This is a genomic window from Streptomyces sp. NPDC088197, assembly GCF_044741185.1.
In the GTDB taxonomy this organism is placed as follows: Bacteria; Actinomycetota; Actinomycetes; order Streptomycetales; family Streptomycetaceae; genus Actinacidiphila.
Genome location: NZ_JBIUSD010000011.1, coordinates 74,211 through 100,404, shown reverse-complemented (window position 1 = coordinate 100,404; position 26,194 = coordinate 74,211). Strand labels below are relative to the sequence as shown.

Annotated in this window: 21 protein-coding genes; 8 read left to right on the top strand and 13 right to left on the bottom strand. The window is 74.3% G+C overall.

The annotated features are described in order from the left end of the window. Positions 1-145: 145 nt before the first annotated feature. The 12 genes from ACIOC1_RS24910 to ACIOC1_RS24855 form a co-directional block, all read right to left on the bottom strand. The gene (locus ACIOC1_RS24910) at positions 146-343 is read right to left on the bottom strand and encodes a ferredoxin (protein ID WP_188284234.1); all 198 of its coding nucleotides are present in this window, start codon (positions 341-343) and stop codon (positions 146-148) included. A 32-nt stretch (positions 344-375) separates the two neighbouring features. Continuing rightward, positions 376-1,608 (bottom strand): cytochrome P450, encoded by a 1,233-nt coding sequence (locus tag ACIOC1_RS24905; RefSeq protein ID WP_401718987.1) that lies wholly within the window; start codon positions 1,606-1,608, stop codon positions 376-378. A gap of 401 nt (positions 1,609-2,009) precedes the next feature. Beyond that, complete coding sequence (locus tag ACIOC1_RS24900) at positions 2,010-2,807, bottom strand: 4'-phosphopantetheinyl transferase family protein (protein WP_401856391.1); 798 nt, start codon at positions 2,805-2,807, stop codon at positions 2,010-2,012. Continuing rightward, positions 2,804-6,076, bottom strand: coding sequence for a S41 family peptidase (locus ACIOC1_RS24895; protein ID WP_401308587.1), 3,273 nt, complete (start codon positions 6,074-6,076; stop codon positions 2,804-2,806). Before ACIOC1_RS24895 ends, ACIOC1_RS24900 begins: the two co-directional genes overlap by 4 nt. Continuing rightward, a complete protein-coding gene (locus ACIOC1_RS24890) occupies positions 6,073-6,657 on the bottom strand; it encodes a GNAT family N-acetyltransferase (protein ID WP_355342394.1) in 585 nt (194 codons plus the stop codon). Before ACIOC1_RS24890 ends, ACIOC1_RS24895 begins: the two co-directional genes overlap by 4 nt. A 3-nt stretch (positions 6,658-6,660) precedes the next feature. Further along, entirely contained in the window at positions 6,661-7,098 is a 438-nt protein-coding gene (locus ACIOC1_RS24885; RefSeq protein ID WP_355342391.1) for a GNAT family protein, read from the bottom strand. After that, a complete protein-coding gene (locus ACIOC1_RS24880) occupies positions 7,091-7,591 on the bottom strand; it encodes a GNAT family N-acetyltransferase (protein WP_401856390.1) in 501 nt (166 codons plus the stop codon). The genes ACIOC1_RS24885 and ACIOC1_RS24880 overlap by 8 nt, the downstream gene beginning before the upstream one ends. Further along, positions 7,588-8,145, bottom strand: coding sequence for a hypothetical protein (locus ACIOC1_RS24875; protein ID WP_391163053.1), 558 nt, complete (start codon positions 8,143-8,145; stop codon positions 7,588-7,590). The genes ACIOC1_RS24880 and ACIOC1_RS24875 overlap by 4 nt, the downstream gene beginning before the upstream one ends. Further along, positions 8,142-9,278: an acyl-CoA dehydrogenase family protein gene (locus ACIOC1_RS24870; protein WP_355342382.1), complete on the bottom strand. Its 1,137-nt coding sequence runs from the start codon at positions 9,276-9,278 to the stop codon at positions 8,142-8,144. The genes ACIOC1_RS24875 and ACIOC1_RS24870 overlap by 4 nt, the downstream gene beginning before the upstream one ends. Then, positions 9,275-9,898, bottom strand: coding sequence for an acyl-CoA dehydrogenase family protein (locus ACIOC1_RS24865; RefSeq protein ID WP_401856389.1), 624 nt, complete (start codon positions 9,896-9,898; stop codon positions 9,275-9,277). The genes ACIOC1_RS24870 and ACIOC1_RS24865 overlap by 4 nt, the downstream gene beginning before the upstream one ends. Before the next feature lie 31 nt (positions 9,899-9,929). Then, entirely contained in the window at positions 9,930-10,196 is a 267-nt protein-coding gene (locus ACIOC1_RS24860; protein WP_188284224.1) for a phosphopantetheine-binding protein, read from the bottom strand. A 165-nt stretch (positions 10,197-10,361) separates the two neighbouring features. Further along, entirely contained in the window at positions 10,362-10,547 is a 186-nt protein-coding gene (locus tag ACIOC1_RS24855) for a hypothetical protein (protein ID WP_355342376.1), read from the bottom strand. 280 nt (positions 10,548-10,827) lie between these two features. Here ACIOC1_RS24855 and ACIOC1_RS24850 point away from each other — a divergent pair, with 280 nt between their 5' ends. Continuing rightward, positions 10,828-12,684 carry a condensation domain-containing protein gene (locus ACIOC1_RS24850; RefSeq protein ID WP_401856388.1) on the top strand — a complete coding sequence of 619 codons (1,857 nt, stop codon included), beginning with the start codon at positions 10,828-10,830 and terminating at the stop codon, positions 12,682-12,684. 258 nt (positions 12,685-12,942) lie between these two features. On the opposite strand, the gene ACIOC1_RS24845 is transcribed toward ACIOC1_RS24850, so the two are convergent. Continuing rightward, a complete protein-coding gene (locus ACIOC1_RS24845) occupies positions 12,943-14,022 on the bottom strand; it encodes a hypothetical protein (protein ID WP_355341381.1) in 1,080 nt (359 codons plus the stop codon). 350 nt (positions 14,023-14,372) lie between these two features. Here ACIOC1_RS24845 and ACIOC1_RS24840 point away from each other — a divergent pair, with 350 nt between their 5' ends. The 7 genes from ACIOC1_RS24840 (at position 14,373) to ACIOC1_RS24810 (ending at position 26,064) form a co-directional block, all read left to right on the top strand. Next, complete coding sequence (locus ACIOC1_RS24840; protein ID WP_355341384.1) at positions 14,373-14,651, top strand: phosphopantetheine-binding protein; 279 nt, start codon at positions 14,373-14,375, stop codon at positions 14,649-14,651. Continuing rightward, positions 14,644-16,389, top strand: coding sequence for an acyl-CoA ligase (AMP-forming), exosortase A system-associated (locus ACIOC1_RS24835; protein ID WP_391046011.1), 1,746 nt, complete (start codon positions 14,644-14,646; stop codon positions 16,387-16,389). Before ACIOC1_RS24840 ends, ACIOC1_RS24835 begins: the two co-directional genes overlap by 8 nt. Beyond that, positions 16,386-17,657, top strand: coding sequence for a pyridoxal-dependent decarboxylase, exosortase A system-associated (locus ACIOC1_RS24830; RefSeq protein ID WP_355341390.1), 1,272 nt, complete (start codon positions 16,386-16,388; stop codon positions 17,655-17,657). Before ACIOC1_RS24835 ends, ACIOC1_RS24830 begins: the two co-directional genes overlap by 4 nt. A 62-nt stretch (positions 17,658-17,719) precedes the next feature. Then, a complete protein-coding gene (locus ACIOC1_RS24825) occupies positions 17,720-20,440 on the top strand; it encodes a BTAD domain-containing putative transcriptional regulator (RefSeq protein ID WP_401856387.1) in 2,721 nt (906 codons plus the stop codon). A gap of 103 nt (positions 20,441-20,543) precedes the next feature. Beyond that, positions 20,544-21,482 (top strand): ABC transporter ATP-binding protein, encoded by a 939-nt coding sequence (locus ACIOC1_RS24820; protein ID WP_355341396.1) that lies wholly within the window; start codon positions 20,544-20,546, stop codon positions 21,480-21,482. Beyond that, entirely contained in the window at positions 21,472-22,227 is a 756-nt protein-coding gene (locus ACIOC1_RS24815; protein ID WP_355341399.1) for an ABC transporter permease, read from the top strand. The genes ACIOC1_RS24820 and ACIOC1_RS24815 overlap by 11 nt, the downstream gene beginning before the upstream one ends. Before the next feature lie 9 nt (positions 22,228-22,236). Continuing rightward, the gene (locus ACIOC1_RS24810; protein WP_401856386.1) at positions 22,237-26,064 is read left to right on the top strand and encodes an SDR family NAD(P)-dependent oxidoreductase; all 3,828 of its coding nucleotides are present in this window, start codon (positions 22,237-22,239) and stop codon (positions 26,062-26,064) included. Positions 26,065-26,194: the final 130 nt, after the last annotated feature.

The following is a 26,194-nucleotide window of genomic DNA, read 5'->3' as shown; positions in this document are numbered from 1 at the left end:
ATGGACCTGCCCGTCGCGCCGCACCGCCTGTGCCCGTTCCACGACCGGCGGCGGGAACTGCCGGGCGGCCGGTGATCCGGGGGCGCTCTCTGCGGAGCGCCCCCGGATCACCGCGGCTGTACGGCTGTACGGCTTCGGCTACGGCCTACGGCTCGACCGTCTCGATCGCCTGCGCCGGGCAGCCCACTTCGGCCTCGCGGACGTCGTCCCACGTCGCCTCGGGCGGCTCGTCGGCCAGCAGCCGCACGATGCCGTCCTCGTCGCGCTGGTCGAAGACGCCGGGCGCGGTCAGGACGCACATGCCGGAGCCGCAGCACTTGTCGGTGTCGACGTGGACACGCATGAGGCGTTCCTTTCGTTGCGGAGCGGCGGGGTTCACCAGGCGAGCGGGAGCGCGTGCAGCCCGTAGACGGCCATCTCGTGGCGGAAGCGCAGCTCTTCGAAGGGGACGGCCAGGCGCAGGCCGGGGAACCTCTGGAGTACGGCGGGCAGCGCGACGCGCAGTTCGAGGCGGGCGAGCGGCTGGCCGAGGCACTGGTGGACGCCGAAGCCGAAGGCCAGGTGGCGGCGGGCGCCGGGGCGGCCGAGGTCGAGCAGGCCGCCCTCGGGGAAGGCGTCCTCGTCCCGGTTGGCTGCGCCGATCATGCACAGGACGCCCTCGCCCGCCCGTATCCGCGTGCCGCTGACCTCCACGTCCTCGACGGCGACCCGGCCGATCCCGTTGTGGACCACCGTCATGTAGCGCAGCAGCTCCTCGACGGCGGTGTCGAGGGCGGAGCCGTCGCCGTCCTCGTCGAGCCGGGCCGCCTCGTGCAGCCGCGCGGCCTGGGCGGGCTCGCGCAGCAGGGCGAGGACCGACAGGGAGGTCATGTTGGCGGTGGTCTCGTGCCCGGCCACCAGCAGCAGCCGGCCCATCGACGCGATCTCGTCGTCGTCCAGGACGTCCTGCTCGGCGAGGCGGCTGATGATGCTGTCGTCCGGCGCGGCCCGCTTGGCGCGCGCCAACCCGGCGAGATAGGAGCCCAGTTCGTCCTGCGCCGCGGCGACCTCCCGCGGCGGCGCGTCGGTGCGCAGCATCGTGCTGCTGCACTGCTGGAAGAAGGCGTGGTCGGCGTAAGGGACGCCCAGCAGCAGGCAGATGACCATGGAGGGCAGCGGCAGCGCGAAGTCGGCGACCAGGTCCGCGGTGCGGTCGGCGCGGGCGGCCATCCGGTCCAGCAGGTCGTCGGTGACCTGGCGTACGGCCGGTCGCATCTCGGCGACCTTGCGGATCATGAAGTCGGCGGTGAGCATGCGGCGCAGCCGGGCGTGGTCCGGGTCGTCCATCCGGATGAAGGTCGGCCGGTCGGTGGCGAGCGTCCGCAGGCCGGCCGAGAGGAACGGGAAGCCGGGCCGCCTCGCGTCCGAGCTGAAGCTCCGGTCCCGCAGCACGGAGCGGATGTCCGCGTGCCGGGTCACCATCCAGCACGACGTGCCGTCCCACAGCCGGACGCGGCTCAACCCCTCCTCGCCTCGGGCCTGTTCGTAGGCGGGCGGTGGGGCGAAGGGGCACGTCCCTCGGGCGGCGGGGGCGGTGACGGCAACGGGCGGGTGCGCGGCGGTGGCCATGACGGACACTCCTGTCTTGCCGGTGCGGAAGGTGCCAGAGCGGTGCCAGGGGCAGCAGAGGTCAGTGCCTGTAGCACTAAGTGCCGTAGGCAACTAACTTGGTGTCGAGGCTAGTTCGCTCTCCGCACTCGCCGGTAGGGCGGATTCGGGCCGTTTCACGCCGATGCGACCCGGTGGTCACGCCTTCGGTGACGGGACGTCACGCCCCGAACGGGGCGCCCGCTTGAGGTCGGCGCCGCGGCCCCGACCGGCGACGCCGCGCCGTGCCGTCGCGCACCCGCGCGCGTCGCGCCGACCGCCGCCCGGCGCCGTCCGAAACGCATCGGTACGCGGTCGGGTTCGGCGGTTCGGCGTGGCTGCCGTCCGTGGCTGCCGTGCGTAGGCGCCGTGCGTGGCCGCCGTCACTCCGGGAGCGTGCGCCGCCGGACGTGGGTCACCGGAACCGTCGTGGCCAGGGCCGCGCGATGGGCGGCCGGGGCCGCGAGGGGGGTGAGGTGGAGCGGGGCGCGGGGCCAGTCCCGCACGGTCGGCGCCGTGGCCAGCGCGGTGCTGACGTCGATCGCCGCGGGAGGAGCCGACAGGCCGTGGCCGGTCAGCTTCATCGCCGCCTCCTTGCGCACCCAGGCGTCGAGGAACGCCTCCGGGCGCGCGCTGGGCGGGAGTTGGTCGTACGCGGCGCGCTCGGCGGGGGTCAGGGTGAGCACCGCGAGGCCGTCCGCGTCACGGTCGGCGTCGAGTTGGTCGAGATCCGCGCCGATCAGGCCGCTGCCGACGACCGCGATCAGCAGCCACTCGCGGGTGTGCGAGACGGAGAAGTCGAAGGCGGCGTCCGCCACTCGGGGGCGGCCGTGCCGGGGCGCGCCGCACAGCCCGCAACCCCGCTCGACGGCCACCTCGGCCGGTGGCACGCCCAAGTAGCGCCCTACGACGAGCCGTTGGGCCGCCCGCGAGGTCAGCAGCGTATCGGCCGCCGCGCCCTCACCGAGCACCTGCCACCGCTCCCGCTCCTCGGCGCCGAGCAGACCGGCCCACGCCGCGCGCCGCCGCACCGGCACCAGCCACACCTCGCAGGTCCCGGTGACGGGCGCAGCGAGGGCCCTTCCGGCCGCGACCGGCCCGGCCGCAAAGGGGCTCGTCGCCAGAGGCGTGGGGACGAGCGGTCCGGCCGCGGCCCGCCCCGCCGCCCCCGGCCCGCTCATCCGCCGCTCCGTCCCGTCGCGGCGCCGACGGCCCCGGCGTCGACCGCCCCGGCGTCGGCCGGTGCGATGTCCATGCCGGACCCGTCCGTCGACGCCGGTGCCGGCAGCACCGTCAGCAGATGCGTCACCGCCGTCGCCAACTGCGCGTCCAGGCCGGGCTGCGGCCCCGCCGGGACCACGGCGACCGTGATGTCCGGCTCGACCCCGCGGTTCTCCAGCCCCGCCCCGACCCCGCGGAAGTAGTAGCAGAATTCGGGCTGGGTGGTCACCGTGCCGTCGACCAGCCCGTGCCGCGGCCAGGTGGCGATCGTGCCGCCCCACGTCCGCGTGCCCACCAGCGTGCCCAGGCCGCGCTCGCGGAACATATGGCCGAAGATCTCGCCGTCGGAGCCGGTCTGTTCGTTGATCAGCGCCGCCATCGGACCGCGCGGCGACTCCAGCGGATACGGCACCGCGCCGCTCCACCGGCCGTGCTCGGTACCCGTGCGGCTGCGCGCGAGCCGGTCGAGGAGCAGCGGAGAGACATGGCCGCCGCCGTTGAACCGCACGTCGACCACCAGCCCCTCCCGGTCCAGACCGCCGAGGAACTGCCGTACGAAGTCCGCGTATCCGGTCCTGAACATGTCCGGCACGTGCAGATACGCGAGCCTGCCGTCGGAGACGGTGTCCACGTACGCGCTGTTGCGGGCCACCCAGTCCAGGTAGCGGGCGCGCGCCTCGCTGCGGGCCGCGCGGACCACCACCCGGCGCGGGACGGCGCCGCCGCGCAGCACGGTCAGTTCGACCTCGCGGCCCGCGAGACCGGTGAGCAGTTCCGCCGGGCCGCCCGGCCCCACGAGGTGCCCGTCGACCGCGGCGATCTCGTCGCCCGGCCGGATGTCGACGCCCGGCCGGTCGCAGGGCGAGGTGGCGTCGGGGTTCCACGGGTCGCCGCGCAGCACGTGCGCGATCCGCCACCGGCCCTCGGCCTGCGGCGCGGGCTCCCAGTCCACACCGAGGAAACCCTGCGCCTCACCGCTCGGCGCGCCGTAGTCGCCGCCGCGCTCGTACGCGTGCGAGGTCGCCAGCTCGCCGTGCAACTCCCAGACCAGGTCCGAGAGTTCGGCGCGGGTCGCGACCCGGTCGAGCAGCGGCAGATAGCACCGGTGCACCGCGTCCCAGTCGATCCCCGACATGTCGGCGTTCCAGAAGCTCTCGCGCTGGAGCCGCCACGCCTCCCGGAACATCTGCCGCCACTCCGCGGCAGGGACGAACGGGATCTTGACCCGGTCCAGGTCGACCCAGCCGGTGGGCCGCCCCGGCGGGGCGATGGGCGAGTCGAAGTCCTCCACGGCCTCCTTGGGCGCGCCCGCGGGCACCACGCGCAGCCGGTGGTTGTGCCGGTAGAGCAGCGCCGTGCCGGTGCGGTCGGTGCTGATCTCGTCGACCGGCCCGAGATAGTCCTCGGTCACGTCGCCGGTCGCCAGGTCCACCAGGGTGACGCTGCCCTCCTGTTGCTGCTGCGGGTCGTCCGGCTCGGGCGCGCTGAGCGGTACCGACAGCAGCAGCACGCAGTCGGGCAGACCCAGCACCGCCGCGTAGCGGCCCTCGGGGACCGGCAGCGGGACCAGGCGCCGTTCGATACCGGTGAAGTCGATGGCGACCGGCCCTTCCGGATCGCCCTCGTCGTACCCGTCGGGGGAGTACGCGCCGCCCGCCGACTGCTGCGGCGGAGCGAACGGCGGCTGCCGGTCGGCGGTCAGCGGCACCGCGTACGGCCGGGCGCCGAAGGGGAAGCCGATCTCGAACTGGACCTGGTCGTGCTCGGGCGTCAGGTCGCGCTGTCCGACGAAGTACAGATAGCGGCCCGCCGGGTCGAAGGACGGCAGCGCGTCCCGCAGCACCGGTCGGGTGATCCGCGAGGTGCGTCCGGTGTCCACCTCGGCGACCTTGATGGCCGTGCTCCTGGGCGTGTCCGGATAGGTGTAGGCGAGCCAGCGGCCGTCGGGCGACCAGGCCAGATCCTCGATCCGCTCATGGGCACTGGTATCGAGCAGCCGCGGCTCCAGCTTCGGCCGGTCGGTGTCGACGCTCCACAGCTCCTGCCGGTTGGTGGCGAAGGCGACCTGCCCGGTGGCGGGCGAGGCGGCCAGCGCGGTGACATAGCCCAGGTCGGCCAGCGGCACGCCGAGCAGCTCCGCGCCGCCCTCCGCGGGCAGCAGCACCAGCCGCTCACCGGGCCCCGAGTCGCCCGCGACCGCGACCAGCCGCTCGCCGTCGGCGAGCCAGTTCAGCAGCCGGTAGCGGACACCGTCCGGGCGCCCGTGCCGCCGTACCGGACCCGACCAGGGCGCGAGCGTGAACGCCTTGCCGCGGGCGGTGACCGCGAGGGTCTGCCCGTCGGGGCCGATCCGCGCGCCGTCCAGGAAACCGGTGGCCGACACGATACGGCGCTGGTGCTGGACGCCCGAGGGGCCCAGCTCCACCCGCAGCCGCCGGGTGCCGCCGCGCGCCGGGTCCAGCACGTGCAGGACCGCGCCGCTGTGGTAGACCAGCCGGCGGCCGTCGCTGGACAGACCGCGCGCGTAGTACTCGTCGTGGTCGGTGTGCCGGGTCAGACCCGTGCCGTCGGAGTGGCAGGAGTAGACGTTGCCGGTGCCCTCGTGGTCGCTGATGAAGTAGATCCGGTTGCCGACCCAGCAGGGGTCCGCCGGATTGCCCGCGGGCAGCGCGAGCCGCCGGTACGCGCCGGATCCGTCGTCGTCCACCCAGAGTTCACCGGCCGCGCCGCCGCGGTAGCGCTTGCGGCGCGCCGGGTCGGCGATGCTCCGGCCGATCACCGAACCGCCGCCGGGCCCGTACGACACGGACGCGGCGGGGCCCGCCTCGACCAGCCGCGGCGGGCCGCCGTCGGGGTGCACGGCGAACAGCCGGAAGCCGAAGCCCTCGGGCTGGCCCGCGGTGCTCGCGTACAGGATCTCGCCGGTCAGCGGGTGCCAGCCGGTGACCGTGCACCGGCCCGCCTGGTGGGTCAGCCGGCGGACGGGACCGCCGGAGACCGAGGTCAGGCAGACCTCGGTGAGGCCGTCGGGGGAGCCGGTGAAGGCGACCTGGCGGCCGTCGGGCGAGAGCCGGGGGCCCGCGCACGCGGTCGTGCCCGCGGTGAGCCGCCGCGCGGTGCCGCCTTCGGCGGACACCGTCCACAGGTCGTCCTCGCACACGAAGACCACGGTGTCGCCCACGATCGTCGCGTGGTGCAGATAGCCGCCTTCCGCGGCGCGGGCGCTCATGACGGCTGGGACGACGTGGAGCGGATACGGGCGGCGATCGCACGGCGCCGGTCGGCGACCTGCTCGCGCCGGCGGTGCACGTCCTGCTCGCTCTCGGTCCAGTAGCAGGCGGTGCGCCACTCGCCGACGGTGTAGGAGTCGTACGCGCAGCGCACCCGGCGCTGCTCGGTGAGTTCACCGGACGACACCAGCATCGTGTTGTGCTCCAGGACCTGGTTGACGACCACCCGCATGTTCAACTCCGCGCGGATGTACGCGTGCGCGGCGGTCACGGCGGTCGCGCCGTACGGGCCCCGGCACTCCGGCAGCACGCCGAAGGACAGCTCACAGGTCTGGCCGGGCCAGTCGATCGAGGTGATCCAGGCGAAGCCGACGGTCGCGCCGCGGGAGTCGCACATGGTGAACATCCGCTTGACGTCGTGCTCACGCGTGAGGGTGCGGCGCTGGTTGGCGGTGAGCGCGTCGTCGTCGCTGACGACCGCGAAGTCGGTGAGATTCGCCTGGAAGCGCGACTCGCGCAACAGGGCGGTACGCGTGGGGATGTCGTCCTCGGTGAAATGCCGGACGGTCACGAACGGCATGGGTCAGCCCTCCTCGGTGGCGCAGTAGACCAGCACGTCGTGGTAGCCGCCGGTGTGGAAGACATGGCCGGGCAGCCGGCCGGCGCCGGTGAAGCCGCAGGCTTCGAGCGCGGGCACGGCCGGTGAGCCGTCGGGGACCTCGGCGACATACGACGTGCACCGGCGGTAGGTGCGCAGGAAGGCGAGCAGGGCGGCCAGCGGCTCCGGGTCGGCGGACGTGGTCGCGACCCAACCCTGGCGCGGCTGCGCGGGGTTGGGCACGTATCCCAGCAGCACGTCCCCGGCCTGGAGCACCTGCGCTCCGGTACGGGCCAGCTCGCGGGCGAGCAGCGGGCCGTTCTGGGTGACCGGGTCGAGGCCGAGGAAGCCGCGGGCGGCCTGCGGCGCGGCGCTCAGCCGCGCGGCGGCCTCGGCGGTGCCGAGCAGGGTCAGGTCAGCCATGGCGGGTCGCTCCCCAGATCTGTCGGGCCACCGGGCGGCCGTCCAGCCACAGCGCCCGCGGGATGTCGGCCTCCGGGCTCAGCCCCGCGTCACGCAGCAGGGCGTCGCGCGGGAGCCCGTCGGGCAGCGGCACGGCCGGGGTGACCCAGCCGAAGACCCGGCTCAGGCCGAGCACCCGGAAGGCGTGGTCGAGGGCGGCCTTCAGCAGCGGCTCCGCGCTGGTCTCCGCGCCGGGGCGCAGACCGATCTCCAGCCGCGCCCTGCGGTGCACCCAGTCCAGGGCGGCGAGCCGGACGAAGCCGGTGCCGGGCACGACGCACAACTCGTCGTCCTGGCCCGGCGCTCCGTCCTCGCCGGGACCTTCCGGCGCCGGCACCCGGGCCGGTTCCGCCAGGACGGGCCTGCCGGGCACGGACAGGCCGAGCAGCTCGCCCGGCAGCCAGTGGCCGGTGAGCAGGGGCAGGTCGGCGCCCCGGTATCCGCGCAGCATCATGACGTGGGCTCCCAGATCCGGGAGAGGAAGACGGAACCGCGGCGGTGTCCGTCGTGGACGACGTGTCCGGTCAGGACGCCTTCCTCGGTGAAGCCCGCCAGGCGGGCGGCGGTCAGGCCCCGGTCGTCGAACTCGTGGACGACGACGGCCAGTCGGACCACCTCGCGCTGCCAGCGCAGCGCCCGGACCAGCTCGCGGTACGCCGACGCCCAGGCGTCCGTGCGCAGCCGGGAGGTCAGCCGCAGGTGCAGCACGTAGTGGCAGGCGTGCTCGGCGCCCATCGCCTCCAGGGCGTACAGGCCCACGGGCCGTCCGTCGGCGCTCAGCAGCCGGGTGTCCTCGTCCAGCAGCGCGAGGATCTCCCACTGCGGGCGGGTGGCGGGGCGGGCGGTGCGGAAGTAGAAGTCGGACTCGGTGAAGAGGTCGAGTACGGCGTCGTGGTCGGCCTCCGTGACCGGCCGGGCGGACCACGCGAAGGACGCGGGCGCGGGAGCTGTCGCGGGGGCGGGGACGGACGCCGTGGCCGGTCGCGCCGTCAGGTCCGTGGCGGTCATGTCCGTCCCTTCCGCGCAGCCAGGTCGTGGGTGATGTGCAGCCGCTGGATGTTGCTGGTGCCCTCCATGAACTCGAAGGCGAGCACGTCCCGGCTCCACTTCTCCAGCAGCGGGTGCTCGATCAGCGCGCCGGGGCCGAGCGCCCGGGCCGCCCAGTGCGTGGTGCGCACCGCCAGATCGGTGGTGTGCAGCTTCGCCATGGACGGCGGCCGTACGACGTCGGGCTGGAGGTCGACGGCCGCCGCGGACTCGTACAGCAGCGCCGTGGCCGCGTCGAGCCGGGCGGAGACCACCTCGTGCCCCGACCAGCCGGGACGCTGCTCGGTCACGTAGTCGCGGGTGCCGAGAGCGGTGCCCAGGGCCAGCGCGGCGATCTGGAGCCGCATCGCGTTGAAGGTCCTGCTGATCCCCCACAGACCGCGCCGGGAGGCGGGCAGGTGGGCGCCGAGCAGCATCTCGCGCGGCACGGGCACCTCGTCGAGGTCCAGCCGGCAGATCCGCGCGCCGCGCAGACCGATCATGTCCAGCGGCTCGCCGTGGAAGCCGGGCGCGGGCTGCCGGATCAGCGCGCCGCGGATGGAGAGCGGGCTGCGGCCGGTCCTGGCGAAGACCACGCCGATCGCGCCCCGGGAGGCGTTGCCGACGTAGCGCTTGGAGCCGGAGAGCAGGTAACCGTCGGCGGGGTCGCCCGCCGCGTCGAACCTGCTCTCCATCGCCGTGGCGTCGGTGCCGTGCTCCGGTTCCGTCATGCCGAAGAAGGTCCAGGCGCGACCGTCGGCGATGGTGTCGTAGAACAGTTCGCGCTGTGCCTCGTTGCCCAGGGTGTCGACAGCGACGCCGGCCAGGGAGGGACCGGTGTTGGCGCTGAGCACCCCCGCGTCGCCGCGGGCCAGTTCGACGCTGGCGACCACGCGGGACAGGCAGGTGTCGGAGTAGCCGCCGTCGTCCACGGCGGAGCCGGTGCGGTAGTCCTTGGGGGTGGAGGCGGACCTGACCAGCGCCATGACGGGCAGGTCGAGGTGGGCCGTGCCGGCCGGGTCGGCGTCGACGGCCAGGGCGTGGGCGCGCAGTTCCCGGCCCGCTTCCCGGCACTGTTCGCGCAGCTCCCGCAGCGGGGTGTCGAGGGGGATCATGGCTGTACGTCCTCCCGGTCGGTCCAGCAGTCCGCCGCGAGCCGGCCGACGTACGCGGCGCGCACCGGTCCCTCGGCGAGGTAACCGGAGGCCCCGAAGAGCTTGGCGGTGTCCCAGTCGAGCGCGGTGATCCGGTCGTGCGCGTCGGCCACGGCCGCGGGGACGCGGTGGGCGACGAGCAGGAGTTGGCGTACGGCGTCGAGTGCGGTCATGACGTCGGCGACGGTGCCGAGCACGAGTTGTTTGCGGATCAGGGGCTCGCCGCCGCCCACCCGTCCGGACAGGTGGGCGACCGCGTCGTCGAGGAGCCTGCGGGACACGCCCACCCGTACCGCGCCGAGCAGCGCGGCGAATACGGTGCGGCGGTCGTCGGGCCCGTCGTACGAGGCCGGTGCGGCGGATTCTGCGGGCCGGTGGGGCCACGCCACGAAGGCGACGCCCTCCATTTCCGCGAGGCGGTGCGGCACGACCTCGGCGCCCGTGGGCACCCGGCCCGCCGGGAAAGCGGCGACGCGTCCCGCGGGAGCGCCGACCTCCACCGTGCGCAGCGCCAGCTCCAGGCCGGGCGTGAACCCGCCGTCATGGGCCGCCGCTTCACACGCCACGAGCGTGTCCCTCATCGAATCCTCCGTTGGGCCGTGCCGTGTTCGGCTAACCGGCGACCCGCGTGAGGTCCAGCCGGATTTTGATGTAGTCGGCAAAGGAGCCTGCGGACTGGAATACCTCGGGTTCGAGAGTGTCGGGGTCGACTTCGAGGCCGATGGTGTCCTCAAGGCTCATGAGGAGTTCGACAAAACGCATGGAGTCGATCTCCAGGTCTTCGAGAATCCTGGTATCCGCGCTGAATTCGGGGAGCGGCCGGTCCAGGATCACGGAGAGGGAATGCTGAAGGTGCTCGATAATCTCGGCGTGTTCCACCGGACTTTCCCCTTCCCTGGGAGAAGTGGGCCCGAGCGGTCGGCCGTCCGGCCCTGGGGGAGGGCTGCCCGCCGGCAGGGCGCCGGCCGCCTGATGGCGGACGCGGCGCCTTGCCGGCGACGGACGTCACACGGCCGTGAGCTCAGACATGTTGCAGGTCCGAGATCAGGCGGCCTTGGACGCGGCCTTCACCGCGGCCTTGACGGCCGCCTTCGACGCGGCCTTGCTCGCGGCCTTGCTGGCCGCCTTGGACGCGGCCTTGGTCGCCGACTTGTCAGCGGCCTTGACGGCAGCCTTGCTGGCGGCCTTGGACGCGGCCTTGACGGCGGCCTTCACGGCGGTCTTGGACAAAGGAACCACACCTTCCATGTAAGGAAATTCGGGACCCGAGTGGGCCCCGGATGCCGGATCTGGTTTCTCCGACACCATGAGATTCCCGGACGGCGCAACTCCCGTCAACCCTTGCCGGGTTGCACCGGGTCGAATCCCGATGGCAGCTTTTTGCCGTCAACAAGCGGCCACCGTGAAACGCTGCCGTTATTCCCGTTCGGGCCTGATGCTGGGAGGTGATTCACGGGCCCGCGCGAATGCGGCCGGGCCGGTCCCACTCACGGTTTGGAAGGAGGGCGGGATGCCCGAGGTGAGAAGCGCGGACCTCTGCTGGGGGCAGCGGTACCACTGGCTGAGGTACCAGCAGGTGCCCGCGGGCGCTCGTCACGACGCGCACATCGTCACCAACTACCCGCTGCCGCAGGGACTCTCCCTGACGGGCCTGCGGTCCGCGCTGGCCTATCTGGTGCGCAGGCACGAGGGGCTGCGCACGGTCTTCGACGCACACGCCAGGCCGGGCCCGAGACAGCGGGTCGAGCCGCCGGGGCCGATGCCGCTGCTGGTGGCCGCCACCGAGCAGGACGGTACGCCGGGACCCGCGGCGGTCATCGCCGAGATGTCCACCACCGAGTTCGACCCGGAACGCGAGTGGCCGATCAGGGCCTGCGCGGTCACCACGGGCGGAGTGCCGCGCACGCTGGCGCTCGTCCTCAACCACACGGCCTTCGACGACTGGAGCATGCAGCTCTTCCAGCGCGACTTCGAGGCACTGCTCGGCACGCTCGCCACCGGCCGCCGGGCGCAGTTGGGGCCGGTCGCGTACCAGCCCGCCGACCTCGCCGCCATCGAGGCGCGGCCGTCGCCGGAGCGGGCGCAGATGCTGCGCTATTGGCAGCGGGCGGTGCCCGAGCTGCCCGCCGACATGTTCGTACGGCGCCGTGAGCCGGCCGCGCCCGACGGCGTCGCCGCCTTCGGGGCGACGCTCACCTCGCCCGCGCTGCTCCCCGCCGTCCGCGAGATCGCCGCCCGGCTGCGGGTGTGGCCCTCCGCGGTGCACCTGGCGGCGTACGCGGTGGCCATGGCCACGTACACCGGGGAGCGGACGGTCACCCACCGCTGGCTGACCAGCCACCGCCAGGACGGACCCCGGATGTCCGTGCTGACGTGCATGTTCTCGCCGGCGCTCGTCTCGGTCGACCTCGGCGGCGACCCCGGATTCGCCGAGGTGGTCGCGCGGGTCGCCGCCGCGCTGGAGACGGCGCAGGAGCACGCGTACGCGCCGTACGACGAGATCGTGGAGCTGGTCGCCCAGGACGCCTTCCGGCGCGGCGCGCCGATCAGGACCTCCTCCGAGGTCAACTTCCTCAACCACGGGACGAAGAGCTGCGGCACCCGAAAGGAACGCCTCCTGCGGACACCGGAGCCGACCGCGTGGGCGCTGTCCGAGACCGACACCTATCTGCGGGTCGGGGAGTGGGACGACGGGGTCACTGTCGGCCTCAACGCGCGGGCCGACGTGATGGACGCGGCGGCCGTCGAGCACTTCCTGCGCGGGTACGGGCGGCTGCTGGAGGCGCACCGCGACGCGGCCGTCGACCTGCGGCTCGACGAGGCCGCCGCGCTCTTCGACTTCACCGCCCCCGCCCCGCGCCGCCTGGCCCGGCTCGGACCCGACGCGGTGGACCTGGACGCGACCGAGCGCGTGCTGCTGGCGCATCCGGCGGTACGGTCCGCGCGGGTGTCCGTGGAAGACGGTCGGCTGCTCGCCGAGGTCACCACGGAACGGCCCCTGGACGAGCGGGAGTTGCGGCTGCACTGCCTGGACACCGGCTCCGCGCTGCCCGGTGCGCGCCGCCCCGACCTCTTCCGGGTGACGGCCGGGGAGGGCGCCCGCGCGGCGCGTACGGAAGCGGTGGCCGCGGACGCGCTGGCCGCCGTCGTCGCCGAGGTCAACGGGCTGGCCGCCGTGGACCTCGACGCCTCCTACACGGTGGCGGGCGGCCGGATGCTGCGCGCGCCGCGGGTCCTGACCGAGCTGCGCGCCCGCGGCTGGGAGGGCGCCGATCTGAACCAACTCGGCGGCACCCGGCCCCTGTCGGGCCTGGCCCACGGACTGACCCCGGTCCAGGAGCCGACCCCGGAGTTGACCCCGGCCTGACACCGTTCCGCCCGGCCGCTGTCGACCGCGCCGCCCTCGCCACGGACCACCCGCGGCGAGGGCGGCGCGGTCATGCCGGGACCGTACCGCCGTACCGCCGTACCGCTCGCGGCCATGCCGGGACCGTACCGCCGTACCGCGCCCGTCACATCCGGGACCGGCCCGCGCACGCCGCCCCCGCAACCCACGGCGGCGGCCGACCCGGGTGGGGGTCGGCCGCCGCCGTGCGGGTCGGGGACGGGTGTGCGGGGGGCGGGTTCAGGCGGCCTCCTCCAGGGACAGGCGCTGGGCGATCTGGACGCCGGCCTGGAAGCGGCTGACCGAGCCCAGGCTGCGCAGCAGGGCCGCGATGTGGCGGCGGCAGGTGCGGACCGACATGTCCAGGCGGCGGGCCACGACCTCGTCGGTGAGGCCCTGGGCCATCAGCCGGGCGATGGAGCGCTGGAGGTCGTCGTTGATGTCCTCCGCGTAGCCCGCCTCCTCCATCGCGAAGGGCGCGGCGCCGTCCCACAGCAGGTCGAACATGTCGACCATGCACCGGATCATCGTCTCGTCGCGGACCTGCCGCGCGGTGGGCGGTCCGCCCGCCTCGCCCGCGGTGACCACCACGGCCAGCGCGCGGTCGAAGACCACCGCCGTCTGCGGCACGGAGCGGATGGTGCGGATCGACGCGCCGCGTTCCGTCAGCTTCTTGGCGCGGGCGCGGGAGGCGAAGTCGGCGCGGTCGCGGTGCGGCGAGAGCACCCGTACGTCGATCTCCGTGCCGAGCGTGTCGTAGCAGGCGTCGAAGAGGTCGTCCGGGGCGATCCGCGCGTCGTGACCGGGGCGCAGGACGATCGCCTCCGTGGCGCAGTCACCGGCCGCAAGGCGCAGCAGGCCGCGGATCTCGGCCTCGCCCTCGACGGTGTCGATGACGCCGAGCGGCCCTTCCGCGCCGCCCGGACCGCCCGCGATGGAGTCGATCCTGGCGCGCAACCGGTCGGCCAGCTCGCGCTGTTGGAGGATGGCCCGCTCGATCGGCGAGGTGAGCTGGGTCGCCGCGGAGTGCGGGTCCACCGGTACGAGACCGGTGCCGGTCGTCTCGTCGGTGCGCAGCAGCCGCAGTTCCACCAGCCGTGCGGCGGCGGCGAACACCTCCCCCGCGGACAGGCCGAGTTCGAGCGCCACCAGGTCGATCGAGCCGGGGGTGACGGCGCCGCTGCGGGTCGCGTACTGGTAGACCGCGACGAGATCGCCGCTGTCGTGGCCGCCGGCCGGGTGCCGGTCGTATCCCGCGGGACGCGGGTGTTCCGGCGGGCGGTCCGGTGTCGGCGCGAGGTCGGATATCCCCGTGAGCATGGAGGGTGCCTCCCCTTCGTGGATCAATGCGGTGCCGCGGCGGGTCAGGTTCCGTTCGTGCTCCGCCCATGGTGCGTCGGGCCGCCATCACGCCGCCCTCGTTCCGCTCACCGCCCCCTGATACCGGCTCCCGGCGCGCTATCGATCCGCTATCGGCCCACTGTCCGGGGGCCGCCGCCGGGGGCCGCGCCATCGTCCCGGGAACCCGCGTCACCTCGTCCGAGGGGCCGGGCGAGAGCGCTGCGATGGCGGTTCGAGAGCGGCCGGCGGTCAAGTGACATCTGTGCGCGGGTGGGTCCCGCGCCCCGGACGAAGACGAAGACCGGACGAAGACAAGGGGACCGATCACCATGGCCGAGACGACGCGGGAGATACCGCGCACCTTTCAGGACGTCCTGCTGCCCCGCCTGCCGTACGCGGAGGGCGACGAGCTGACGGCGGACGCCGATCTGGCCGCGCTGGGGCTGGACTCGATGGGCGTCGTGCAGCTTCTCGCGGACCTGGAGGATCACTTCGGGGTGGAGCTGGACGACGAGCTGCTGACCGAGGAGACCTTCGCCACGGTCGGCTCGCTGTGGGCGACCGTCGCCGACTTCGTCACGCCGGAACTCGCGGCCGGCCATGAGTGAGCCGACGGTGAGCGCGTCGGCGGTGAGCGAACCGACGACGGGCCGGACGACAGCACACGGCACGGCGACGAACGGCACGGCGACGAACGGCACGGCGAACGGCACGGCGACAAGTGCGCCGTCCACGAACGGCACGGCGCCCCACGGGGCGGCGGTGGCCGCCCGCCGGGTCGCCGCGCCGCTGACCCGCCTGGACCGGCTGATCGCGCGCGGCGCGACCCACCGACCGGCGCTGACCTTCAAGGACCGCACCGTCAGCTACGGCGAACTCGCCGAGCAGGTCGCCGAAGTCGCCTACGGCCTGCACCGGTTGGGCGTGCGGCGCGGCGACCGCGTCGCGGTCTACGCGGAAAAGCGCGTCGAGACCGTCGTGTCGATGCTCGCGGTCTCCGCGGCCGGGGCCGTCTTCGTCCCGGTCAACCCGCTCTTCAAGGGCCGCCACCTGGCCGGTATCACCACCGACTGCGCGGTCACCGCGCTGGTCACCACCGCCGAGCGGCTGGAGACCGTACGCGCGGCGCTGCCGCCGGACACCACCGTCCGCCACCTGGTGCTGATCGGCGACACCGGCACCGTACTCCCGGCCGACGACCGCTGGACCGCGGTGCCGTGGGAGCGGCTGCGCGAGCACGGGCCGCTGCCGGTGCCCGGCGCCGACGCCGTCGTGGACGGCGACGTCGCGGCCGTCTTCTACACCTCGGGCAGCACCGGCGGCCCCAAGGGCGTGGTGCTCTCGCACCGCAATCTGCTCGCCGGGGCCGAGAGCGTCGCCTCCTACCTCGGGCACACCGAGGACGACGTGGTGCTGGCCGCGCTACCGTTCAGCTTCGACGCCGGTTTCAGCCAGCTCACCACCACCCTGATCGCCGGGGCCCACCTGGTGCTCACCAACTACCTGCTGCCGCGCGAGGTGGTACGGCTCTGCGCCCGCCACGGCGTCACCGCGCTCACCTGCGTACCGCCGCTGTGGCTGCAACTGGCCGCCCAGCAGTGGCCGCGGGAGGCGACCGCGCGGCTGCGGTACTTCGCCAACACCGGCGGCCGGATGCCCCGCGCCACCCTGGGCCGGCTCCGCGAGATCTTCCCGCAGGCCCGGCCGTATCTGATGTACGGGCTCACGGAGGCGTTCCGCTCCACCTACCTCGACCCGGACGAGACCGACCGCCGTCCCGACTCGATCGGCAAGGCCATCCCCAACGCCGAGATCCTGGTGCTCCGCCCCGACGGCACCCCGTGCGTGCCCGGCGAGCACGGCGAACTGGTGCACCGCGGCGCGCTGGTGGCCCTCGGCTACTGGAACGACCCCGAGCGCACCGCCGAGCGCTTCCGCCCGGTGCCGGGCGCCGTCCCGTACGGCGGCACCGAGTTGGCGGTCTGGTCGGGCGACACCGTCTACAGCGACGAGGCCGGTTTCCTGTACTTCGTCGGCCGCACCGACGACATGATCAAGTCGTCGGGCTACCGGATCAGCCCCACCGAGATCGAGGAGGCCGTGTACGCCAGCGGCCTGGTCACCGAGGCGGTCGCGCTCGGCGTCGGCGACGAACGGCTCGGCCAGCACGTGGTCCTGGTCGTCGCGGGGGCCTGCGACACCGCCCGGCTGCACCAGGCGCTCGCCCGCGAGCTGCCGCCGTACATGCTGCCGCGCCGCACGGTCGTCCTGGACGAACTGCCGCGTTCGGTGAACGGGAAATTCGACCGGGTCGAGCTGCGCAGGACCGTGGAGGGCAACCGATGAGCGGCGCGGCACCGGGTCAGGGCGCGGAGGGCGCCGACGCTTTCGGCGGCTTCGGCCGGCACGGCCGGTTCACCGTCGTGGACGGCGAGTTGGCCGTCGGCGGGGTGCCCGCGGGGCGGCTGGCCGAACGCGTCGGCTCCACCCCCTTCTTCGCCTACGACCGTTCCCTGCTCAGCCGCCGCGTCGCGGAACTGCGGGCGGCGCTGCCCGACGGCGTGGAGCTGAACTACGCCGTCAAGGCCAATCCGATGCCCGCGCTGCTGCACCACATGAGCACGCTGGTCGACGGCCTCGACGTGGCGTCGGCCGGTGAGATGCTCACCGCGCTCGACACCACCGTCCCGGCCGAGCGGATCGGCTTCGCCGGACCCGGCAAGACCTCGATCGAGATCCGGCAGGCCGTCGCCGCGGGCGTCATCGTGGAACTGGAGTCGGCCACGGAACTGGCCCGGGTCCGGCTCGCGGGCGAACAGCTCGGCATCACCGCCCGCGTCGCCCTGCGCGTCAACCCGCCCTTCGCGGTGCGCGGTTCGGGCATGCGGCTGGGCGGCGGACCGCAGCAGTTCGGGGTGGACGCCGAACAGGCGCCGGAACTGCTCGCCGGGATCGGCGCGGCCGGGCTGGACTTCCAGGGCTTCCACGTCTTCGCCGGATCGCAGAACCTCGACGCCGAGAGCATCTGCGCCGCCCAGCGCGGCACCGTGGAACTGGTCACGGAACTGGCCGAGCACGCGCCGGGTCCGGTGCGCTACCTCAACCTCGGCGGCGGCTTCGGCATCCCCTACGCCGCCCGTGACCGCGCCCTGGACCTGGGGCCGATCGGCGAGAACCTCGCCAAGCTCCTCGACACCGTCATCCGCCCCGCGCTCCCGCAGGCGCGCACCGTCATCGAACTCGGCCGCTATCTGGTCGGCGAGGCCGGTGTCTATCTGACCAGGGTCGTGGACCGCAAGATCTCCCGCGGCACCACCTTCCTCGTGGTGGACGGCGGTCTGCACCACCAGCTCGCGGCCACCGGCAACCTGGGCCGCGCGATCCGGCGCAACTACCCCATCGCGGTGGTGGGTTCCGCCGTCGCCCCGGCCACCGAGACGGTCGACGTGGTCGGCTGCCTCTGCACCCCGCTCGACCTGCTCGGCAAGGACGTGTCACTGCCCCACGCGGAGATCGGCGACCTCATCGCGGTGTTCCAGGCGGGCGCCTACGGCCTGACGGCCAGTCCGGTCGGCTTCCTCGGCCATCCGGCACCGCACGAAGTCCTGATCTGAACCCACCCGCCGCGGCGGCACCGGGCCCCGCGAGCCTCACGTTGCAAGGAAGGCTGACGGACATGGCGATCGCATCACCCCTCCCCGCCAGAGCCACGGCGGACCCCACGCCGGACCCGGCTGCGAACCCGCCCGCGGACTCGACATCGGACTCGACAACGGACCTGACGGGTGAGCCCACCGTGGACGGGCAGGCGCCCGCCGCCCCGGTGGGCACCGCGGTCCGGTTCCGGGTACTCGGCTCCCTCGAGGTGCGCGGCTCGCAGCAGGTGGCGGTCACGGCGCGGCGGCAGCAGATCGTGCTGGCGCTGCTGCTGCTGGAGACCGGCCGCGGTGTGGGACTCGAAACGATGGTGAACGCGGTCTGGGGCGGCGCCCCGCCCGCGACCGCCCGCTCCCAGGTGCAGACCGCCGTGTCGGCGCTGCGCCAGCGGATGGAGCGCGCCGGGCTCGGCAAGCGCATCCGCATGCACGGCCTCGGCTACACCCTCGACCTCGCCCCCGGCGAGCTGGACCTGCACGTCTTCGACGAGCTGGCGGCCCGCGGCCGGGCCGCCGCGGCCGACGGGCGGCCCGCCGCCGCCCGCGCCGCCTTCCGCGAGGCGCTCGACCTGTGGAACGGCGACCCGCTGCCCGAGGTCGACAGCCCCGTGGTGCAGACGAAGCTGGTACGGATCTCCGAGCGCCGCTTCGAGGTGCTGGAGGAGTGCCTGGACGCCGAGCTGCGTCTGGGCCTGCACCACGAGGTGCTGGGCGAGATCAGCGCGCTGGCCGCCGAATTCCCGCTGCGCGAGCGCCCCGCCGTGCAGCTCATGACCGCGCTGTACCGCTGCGGGCGGCAGGCCGAGGCGCTGGCCGCGTACCACCAGGTGCGGCGCACCTTCATCGAGGAGCTGGGCATCGAGCCGGGGCCGGTGCTGCTCAAGCTGGAGCTGGCCATCCTCAACGGCTCCGGCGACCTGGACCTCCCGCAGACCGCCGCCCCCGCCACCGTCAACGCGACCGCGCCGCTGCCGCTGCCGCGGATGCTCCCGGCCCGGATCACCGACTTCACCGGCCACGCCGACGTCCTGGCGGAACTGACCGACCGGCTGTCCGCGCCCTCGGCGCCGATGGCCGTGATCACCGGCTGCGCGGGCGTCGGCAAGTCCGCGCTCGCCGTCGAGGCCGCGCACGCCCTCGCCCCGGCCTTCGCCGACGGCCAGTTGTACGCGAGGCTGCCGGTCGGCGCAGGTCCCCGCGAGGTCTCCGACGTCCTGGAACGCTTCCTGCGGGCGCTCGGCTTCACCGCTGCCGCCGTACCGGAGTCCCTGGACGGCCGCTCCGCGCTCTACCGCAGCGCGCTGGCCGAGCGCCGGATGCTGGTGGTCGTCGAGGACGCCGCCGACGTCACGCTGCTGCGCCCCCTGGTGCCCGGCACCCCCACCTGCGGTGTGCTCGTCACCAGCCGGGCCCGGCTGTCGGCGCCCGCCGACACGTACACCGTCGAGCTGGAAGTGCCGCAGATCCCCGAGGCCGTGGAACTGCTCGCGGCGATGACCGGCCGCGAGCGGGTGGCGGCCGAGCCCAGCGAGGCGATCGAACTGGCCGAGCTGTGCGACGGGCTGCCGCTGGCACTGCGCGCCGCCGCCGCCCGGCTGTCCGCCCGCCCGCACTGGAGCCTGGCCCAGCTCACCGCGCGGCTGCGCGACGAACGCCGCCGGCTGGACGAGCTGTTCCACCAGGGCCTGGACGTCCGGGCCGCGCTGCGCGGCACCTACGAGCAACTGGCCGCGCCCGCACGGCAGCTCTTCGCCCGGCTCGGCGGACTGCCCACGGCGGAGTTCCCCGCGTGGGCCGCGGCCCCGCTGCTCGACGTGGCGACCGCGTCGGCCGTGGACGTGCTGGAGACGCTGGTCGACGCCCGGCTGGTCGACCCGGTCGGCGGCAGCGGCGTCACCGCCCGCTACCGGCTGCGCGGCCTGACCCGGCTGCACGCCGCCGAGTGCCTGGCGGAACTGGCCGAGGACCAGGACGAGTCGGCCCCGCGGCGGCGGCTGCTCGGCGCGTGGCTGACGCTGGCCGACGAGGCGCTGCTGCGCCAGGGCGGCACCCCGGCCGCCGAACTCCACCACCCCACCCGCTGGCCGATGGAACTGCCCATGCTCCGGGCCGTGTTGAGCGACCCCGGCGAGTGGTACGGCACCGAGCGCGAGTCGCTGCTGGCCGCCGTACGGCAGGCGGCCGACGTCCACGAGACCGAGGCGTGCTGGCACCTGGCGGTCGCGGTCGGTGCGCTGGCCGCGGTCCAGCGGGCGCACGACGACTGGCGGGCCGCGGGCACCGACGCGCTGCGCGCCACGCAGCGCGCCGGGGACTCCCTCGGCGAGGCCGCCATCTTGTTCTCGCTCGGCACGCTCGACCTGCGCGAGCGCCGGTACGAGCAGGCCACCGCCCGGCTGCGGGGCGCGCTCGGCGCCTTCGAACGGCTCGGTGCCGACTCCTGGCGCGAGGCGGCGGCCAAGGCGCTGGAGCGGCTGGCCCGCGAGACCGGGGCAGCGGCCGACGGCAGGACCCCGCGTCCCGGCCGCGGCGGCGCGGGCTCGACGCCCGCGACGCCGGTCGAGACCTCCGCCTGGGGCGTCCCGGCCACCCAGCGCCGCTACGGCCTGGCCGCCAGCACCGGCGGCTCCGGCACCCCCGCGGCCCGTACCACCCCGGCCCCCCGCTCCACGGCCCCCCGCCACCGCCCGGCGGCCTCCTTCCCCACCCGCCGGCGTACCGAATCGGTGGAGGAGCAGTGACGCGGGCGCCCCACCCCGTGCGGTACGGGTGCCCCGCCCCGGCGCCCACCGGTCCTGACCACCGCGTTCTGCACTGGCAGCACACCGATTCCCAGGAGGAGCAATGAGCTTGAGGACCCCCTCGCCGCCGGCGGGAGTGCGGGACGAACCGTCGCGGAAGCCGGACCGGCAGGCCGCCAGGAGCGGTGAGGACAGCGACCGGGCCATGCTCGAAGTGACCGGACTCAGCAAGCGCTACGGCGAGGTCCAGGCGCTCGACGGCTTCGAACTGACCGCGCACCGCGGCGAGATCGTCGGACTGGTCGGCCACAACGGCGCGGGCAAGTCGACCTTCGTCGAGATCGTCTCCGGGCTCATCAGGGCCGACTCCGGCGGCGTCCGCATCGGCGGCGAGGAGCCCACCAAGGCGCGCGGGCGGATCGGGGTCTCCCCGCAGAACATCGCCCTCTACCCGCCGCTGTCCGTCCGCGAGCACATGAAGTTCTTCGGCGGCCTGTCCGGGCTGCGCCGCCGCGCCCTCACGTCCGCCATCGACGAACTGTCCGCCGCGCTGCGGCTGACCGAATTCCTCGACCGCCCGGCCGGTGTGCTCTCCGGCGGCCAGCAGCGCCGTACGCAGGCGGCCGTCGCCATGATCCACCGCCCCGACCTGCTGCTGCTCGACGAGCCCACCGCGGGCGCCGACCCGGAGACCCGGCAGGCGCTGCTCGACACCGTCAAGCTCCGCGCCGCCGACGGCGCCGCCGTCGTCTACACCACCCACTACCTGACCGAACTCACCGAACTCGCCGCGACCATCGCCGTCGCCAAGCGCGGCCGGGTGGTCGCCCGCGGCACCAGCGCGCAGCTCCTGGAGGGCCTGCCCGGCGAGGTCCGCGTGGTCCTGGCCGACGGCAGCGAACTCCACGAGTCCACCACCGACCCGACCGCCGCCCTGGTGCGGCTGCTCCACGAGGCGCGGCAGCCGGTCACCTCCGTCGACGTCCGCAAGCCCGACCTCGACGACCTCTACCGATCCCTGGCGGTGCTCGATGTCGACTGAATCCCTCTACCGGTCCGGCCTGATGGCCAAGTACAACGCCCTGCTGCGGCTGCGCGACCCCGGACAGCTCATCAGCTACATCGCGATGCCGATGCTGCTGATGCTGGTCTTCAAACCGCTGTACGTGACCGCGCTCAAGACCGGCACGCTCCAGGCGGTCACCGGGCCGCTGGTGATGTTCTCGGTCTTCGCGCTCTCCATCGTGGGCAACTCGATCATGGTCGAGCGCGAGTGGCGCACCTGGGACCGGCTGCGCGTCACCCGCGCCTCACGGGCCCAGCTCCTGCTGGGCAAGGCCGTACCGGCCTTCGTGATCCTGCTGCTCCAGCAGAGCGTGCTGCTGATCTTCGGCTGCCTGGTGATCGGGCTGCCGGTCCCGCCGACCCTGGGCTGGATCATGCTGGCCGTCGCGGTGTGGGGCTTCACCCTGCTCGCCCTCGGCACGGCGCTCGCCACGGTCGTCCGCAGCCGCGGCGACCTCGGCATGGTCTCCGACCTGGGCGCGATGCTGGTCAGCGCGCTCGGCGGCGCGCTGGTGCCGGTCAGCCTGATGCCCGCCTGGGCCCAGCACATCGCCCCGGCCTCGCCCGGCTACTGGGCGATGTCCCTGCTGCACGCCGCCATCGACGGCGACGCCTCGCGGATGCTGCGCCCGGCGCTGGTCTGCCTGGCGATCGGCGTGGCCTGCGGCGCCTTCGCCACCTACCGGCTCTCTCGCGGCTGGGGCCGCAGCCACCTGCTGTGAGGAGACATCGTGTCTGACATACCCGACGAGACGGACGAGACCGACGAGGCGTACGACGCCTACGATTCCGCGGTGGCCCTGGTCGGCATGGCCGGCCGCTTCCCCGGCGCCCCGGACGTGGCCACGCTGTGGCGCAACGCGCTGGCCGGTGTCAGCGGCCTGCGCGAGATCACCGACGAGGAACTGGCCGCGGCGGGCGTCTCCGCGCGGACCGCCGCCAACCCCCACTACGTACGGGTGGGCGGGCCGGTCGACGGCATCGCCGACTTCGACGCCGCCGCGTTCGGCTTCTCGCCGCGCGAGGCGGAGACGATGGGCCCGCAGCACCGGCTCTTCCTGGAGTGCTCCTGGGAAGCGCTGGAGAACGCCGGTTACCCGCCGGTGGCCCCGCCGGGACAGGTCGGCGTCTTCGGCGGTTCCGCCTTCCCCGACTACCTGCTCGACAACGTCGCGCACGTCATGGACGAGCCCGGCGGCGGCCAGTTGGTCGCGGTCGGCAACGAACGGGACTCGCTCACCAGCCTGGTGGCGTACAAGCTCGGCCTGCGCGGTCCGAGCCTGAGCGTGCAGACCTTCTGCTCGACGTCGCTGGTCGCGGTCCACCTGGCCTGCCAGAGCCTGCTGACCTTCGAGAGCGATCTGGCCCTGGCCGGCGGCGCCTTCCTGCCGCTGCCGCAGCCGACCGGGTACATGTACCACCCGGGCGGCATCACCTCGCCGCAGGGCACGGTCCGCAGCTTCGACGCGGCGGCCGACGGAACGGTGATGGGCGCGGCCGTCGGCGTGGTCGCGCTGCGCAGGATGACCGACGCGCTCGCCGACGGCGACGTGATCCACGCGGTCATCCTGGGCTCCGCGGTCAACAACGACGGTCAGGAGCGCGTCGGTTACTCCGCACCGGGCGTCGAGGGACAGGCCGCGGTGATCCGTACCGCGCTGAACGTCGCCGACGTCAAGCCCGAGTCCGTCGGCTACGTGGAGTGCCACGCCACTGGCACCGCGCTCGGCGACGGCATCGAACTGACCGCGCTGTCACGGGTGTTCCAGACGACACCGCAGACACCGATCGTGCTGGGCTCGGCCAAACCGGCCGTCGGCCACCTGGACCGGGCCTCCGGCGTCACCGGCCTGATCCGGGCCGCGCTCGGCGTCCGCGACGGCGTACGGCTGGCCATCCCCGGCTTCGAGAAGCCCAACCCCGCGCTGGCCGCCGCTTCCGACCGCTTCACCGTACTGCCGCACAATCAGCCGTGGCCGGCCGGTCCCGAGCCGCGCCGGGCCGGAGTCAGCTCCTTCGGCATGGGCGGCACCAACGCGCACGTCGTCATCGAGCAGGCCCCGCCGCGTACCGCCCGCGCCGCCGTCCCCGGACCGCACCTGCTGGCCTTCTCCGCGGGCGACCAGGACGCGCTCGACGAGGTCACCGAGCGGCTGCGCGGCCACCTGGCCGCGCACCCCGAACTGGACCCGGCCGACGTCGCCTACACCCTCCAGGTCTCGCGCGGGCACTTCGCACTGCGCCGCTTCGTGGTCTGCGACGACCTCCAGGACGCGGTCGCCGCGCTCGGCGACCCCGGCCGCTGGGTGGACGGCGAGACCACCCGGCACGACCCGGCCGTGGTGCTGGCCGAGGAGGAGCGGGCACCGGCCGACTGGCGGTCCCAACTGGCCTCCGCGGCGGCCGCGTTGCTGCCGGGAACCCCCGAGGGCGGCGCTTCCCCTGCCGTCTCCGCCGTCCTGGAACAGGGGCTGCGGGCGATCGGCGTGCGGATCAGGGCCGCCGGTGACACCGGGACCGGGCACGTCGAGACCGTCACCGTCGCCCCCGAGGCCGACGCTCCCTCCGGGTCGGCGGCGCGCTGGCTCGTGACCACCGTGGGCCGACTGTGGCTGGCGGGCGCCGCGATCGACTGGGCCGCGCTGCACAAGGGCGAGGGACGGCGGGCCGAACTGCCCACCTACCCCTTCCGCCGCACCCGCCACTGGGTGGAGGCGCGGCCGGGAGCCCGCGGTGAGAAGCCGCCGGCCGAGGGCCGTGTCGACGACCTCGCGCAGTGGTCGTATCTGCCCGCGTGGCGGCAACGCCCGCTGCCCACCCGCGATCTGGACGAGCGGCTGCGCGCGGCCGGGCCGTGGCTGGTGCTGTCCGCCGAGGAGCGCGCCGAGGCGCTGGTACGCCGACTGGCGGTGGCCGGCGCCGAGGTCGTCACGGCAAGGCCCGGCGGGGAGTTCGGGCAGGACGCGGCGGGGGACTTCACCGTACGCGTCGAACACCCGGAGGATCTGGGAGAGTTGCTGGCCCTGCAATTCGTCGCGCCCCGCACGCTCGTGCACGGCTTCTCGCTCGCCTCACCCGAGGGCGACGGCGCCGGGCACTTCACCGCGGAGCAGGAGCGGGGAACGCACTCCGCGCTCGGCCTGGTCGGCGTGCTGGCCGCCGAATCCGAGCCCGCGCAGGCCGAGTTGACCCTGCTGACCGCCGGGGCCGTCTCCGTGACCGGCACCGATCTGCGGCATCCGGAGCACGCTGCGCTCGCCGCGCTGGCCCCCACCATCGGCCAGGAGAACGCGCATCTGTCGTGCCGTCACCTCGACCTGGACCCGGCGGAGGGCGCCGGCACACCGTCGGCGGTCGACCAGACGCTGGCCGCGATCGTCCACCCGCACCAAGGGCCTTCGGCCGTCCGGGCCGGCGACCTGTGGGCGCGGACCTATCAGCCGCACCCGCTGGAGGAGACCGACCCCGCTCGTCCGGTGTTCGGCGACGGCGAGACGGTGCTGATCACCGGCGGTCTCGGCGACGTCGGCCTGGCCCTGGCCCGGCACCTGGCGGAGAGCCACGGCTGCCGTCTGGTGCTGACCTCGCGCGGCGGACTCCCGCCGCGTGAGCGCTGGCCGGAGCTGTCGGCCGGTGACGACCGGGTCGCCCGGCACATCAGGAACGTGCTGGATCTGGAAGCGCGCGGCGCCGAGGTGATCGCCATGGGCGCGGACGTCGGCGACCAGGAGGCGATGCGGGCCGTCGTCCGGGCGGCCGACGAGCGGTTCGGCGGCATCGACGCGGTGGTGCACGCGGCCGGTACGCGGGACCCGAGCCGGTTCGAGATCGCCCACCTGTCCGACCGGGAGAACCGCGCCGCGCACCTGCACCCCAAGGTGGCCGGCTTCCACACCCTCCAGGCGGTCCTCGGGGACCGCGCCAAGGACCGCAGGATCACCGTGTCCTCGCTGTCCGCGGTGCTCGGCGGCGTCACGTTCGGTCCGCACGCCGCGGCCAACGCGGCGCTGGACGCGTACGCCCGCAGGGCCCGGCTGCGCGGCGAGGGCCGCTGGATCACCGTCGACTGGGACACCTGGGCGACCGACGCGGCGCGCCGTGAGGCGCACGGCGATCCGGCCGCCGGGGCCTACGAGATGGCGGTGCCGGAGGGCCTGACCCTGCTGGAGCGCGCGCTGGCGGCGGCCGACCGGCTCGCCCATGTGGTGATCTCCTCCGGGCCGCTCGCCCCGCGGCTCGCCCAGTGGGTCACCGGCGACGGCACGTCGGCGGAGCAGCGGGCCGCCGACGACGGGCTGCGCCACGCGCGGCCGAAGCTGCGCACCCCGTACGCCGAGCCCGCCGAGGGCACGGAGGCGGCGCTGGCGGAGATCTGGGGCCAGGTCCTGGCGGTGGAGGGAATCGGCGCGGATGACGGCTTCTTCGAACTGGGCGGTCACTCGCTCGTCGCCGTCGAGCTCTCGGCGCGCATCCGCGCGGCCCTCTCGTGCGACCTCGCCCCGACCGACCTGCTGGAGCACTTCACCGTCCGCCGTCTGGCGTCCTTCGTGGAGGGCTGACACCGGCACGTACCGGCACCCGTACCGCCAGGGGCGGCCGTCGCGGACCTTCCGCGTCGGCCGCCCCGCGCGTGCTGTCCGCGCGGTGGTCCCGTGCGGCACGCCCGGCTCCGCCACCCGGTGGCGGGGC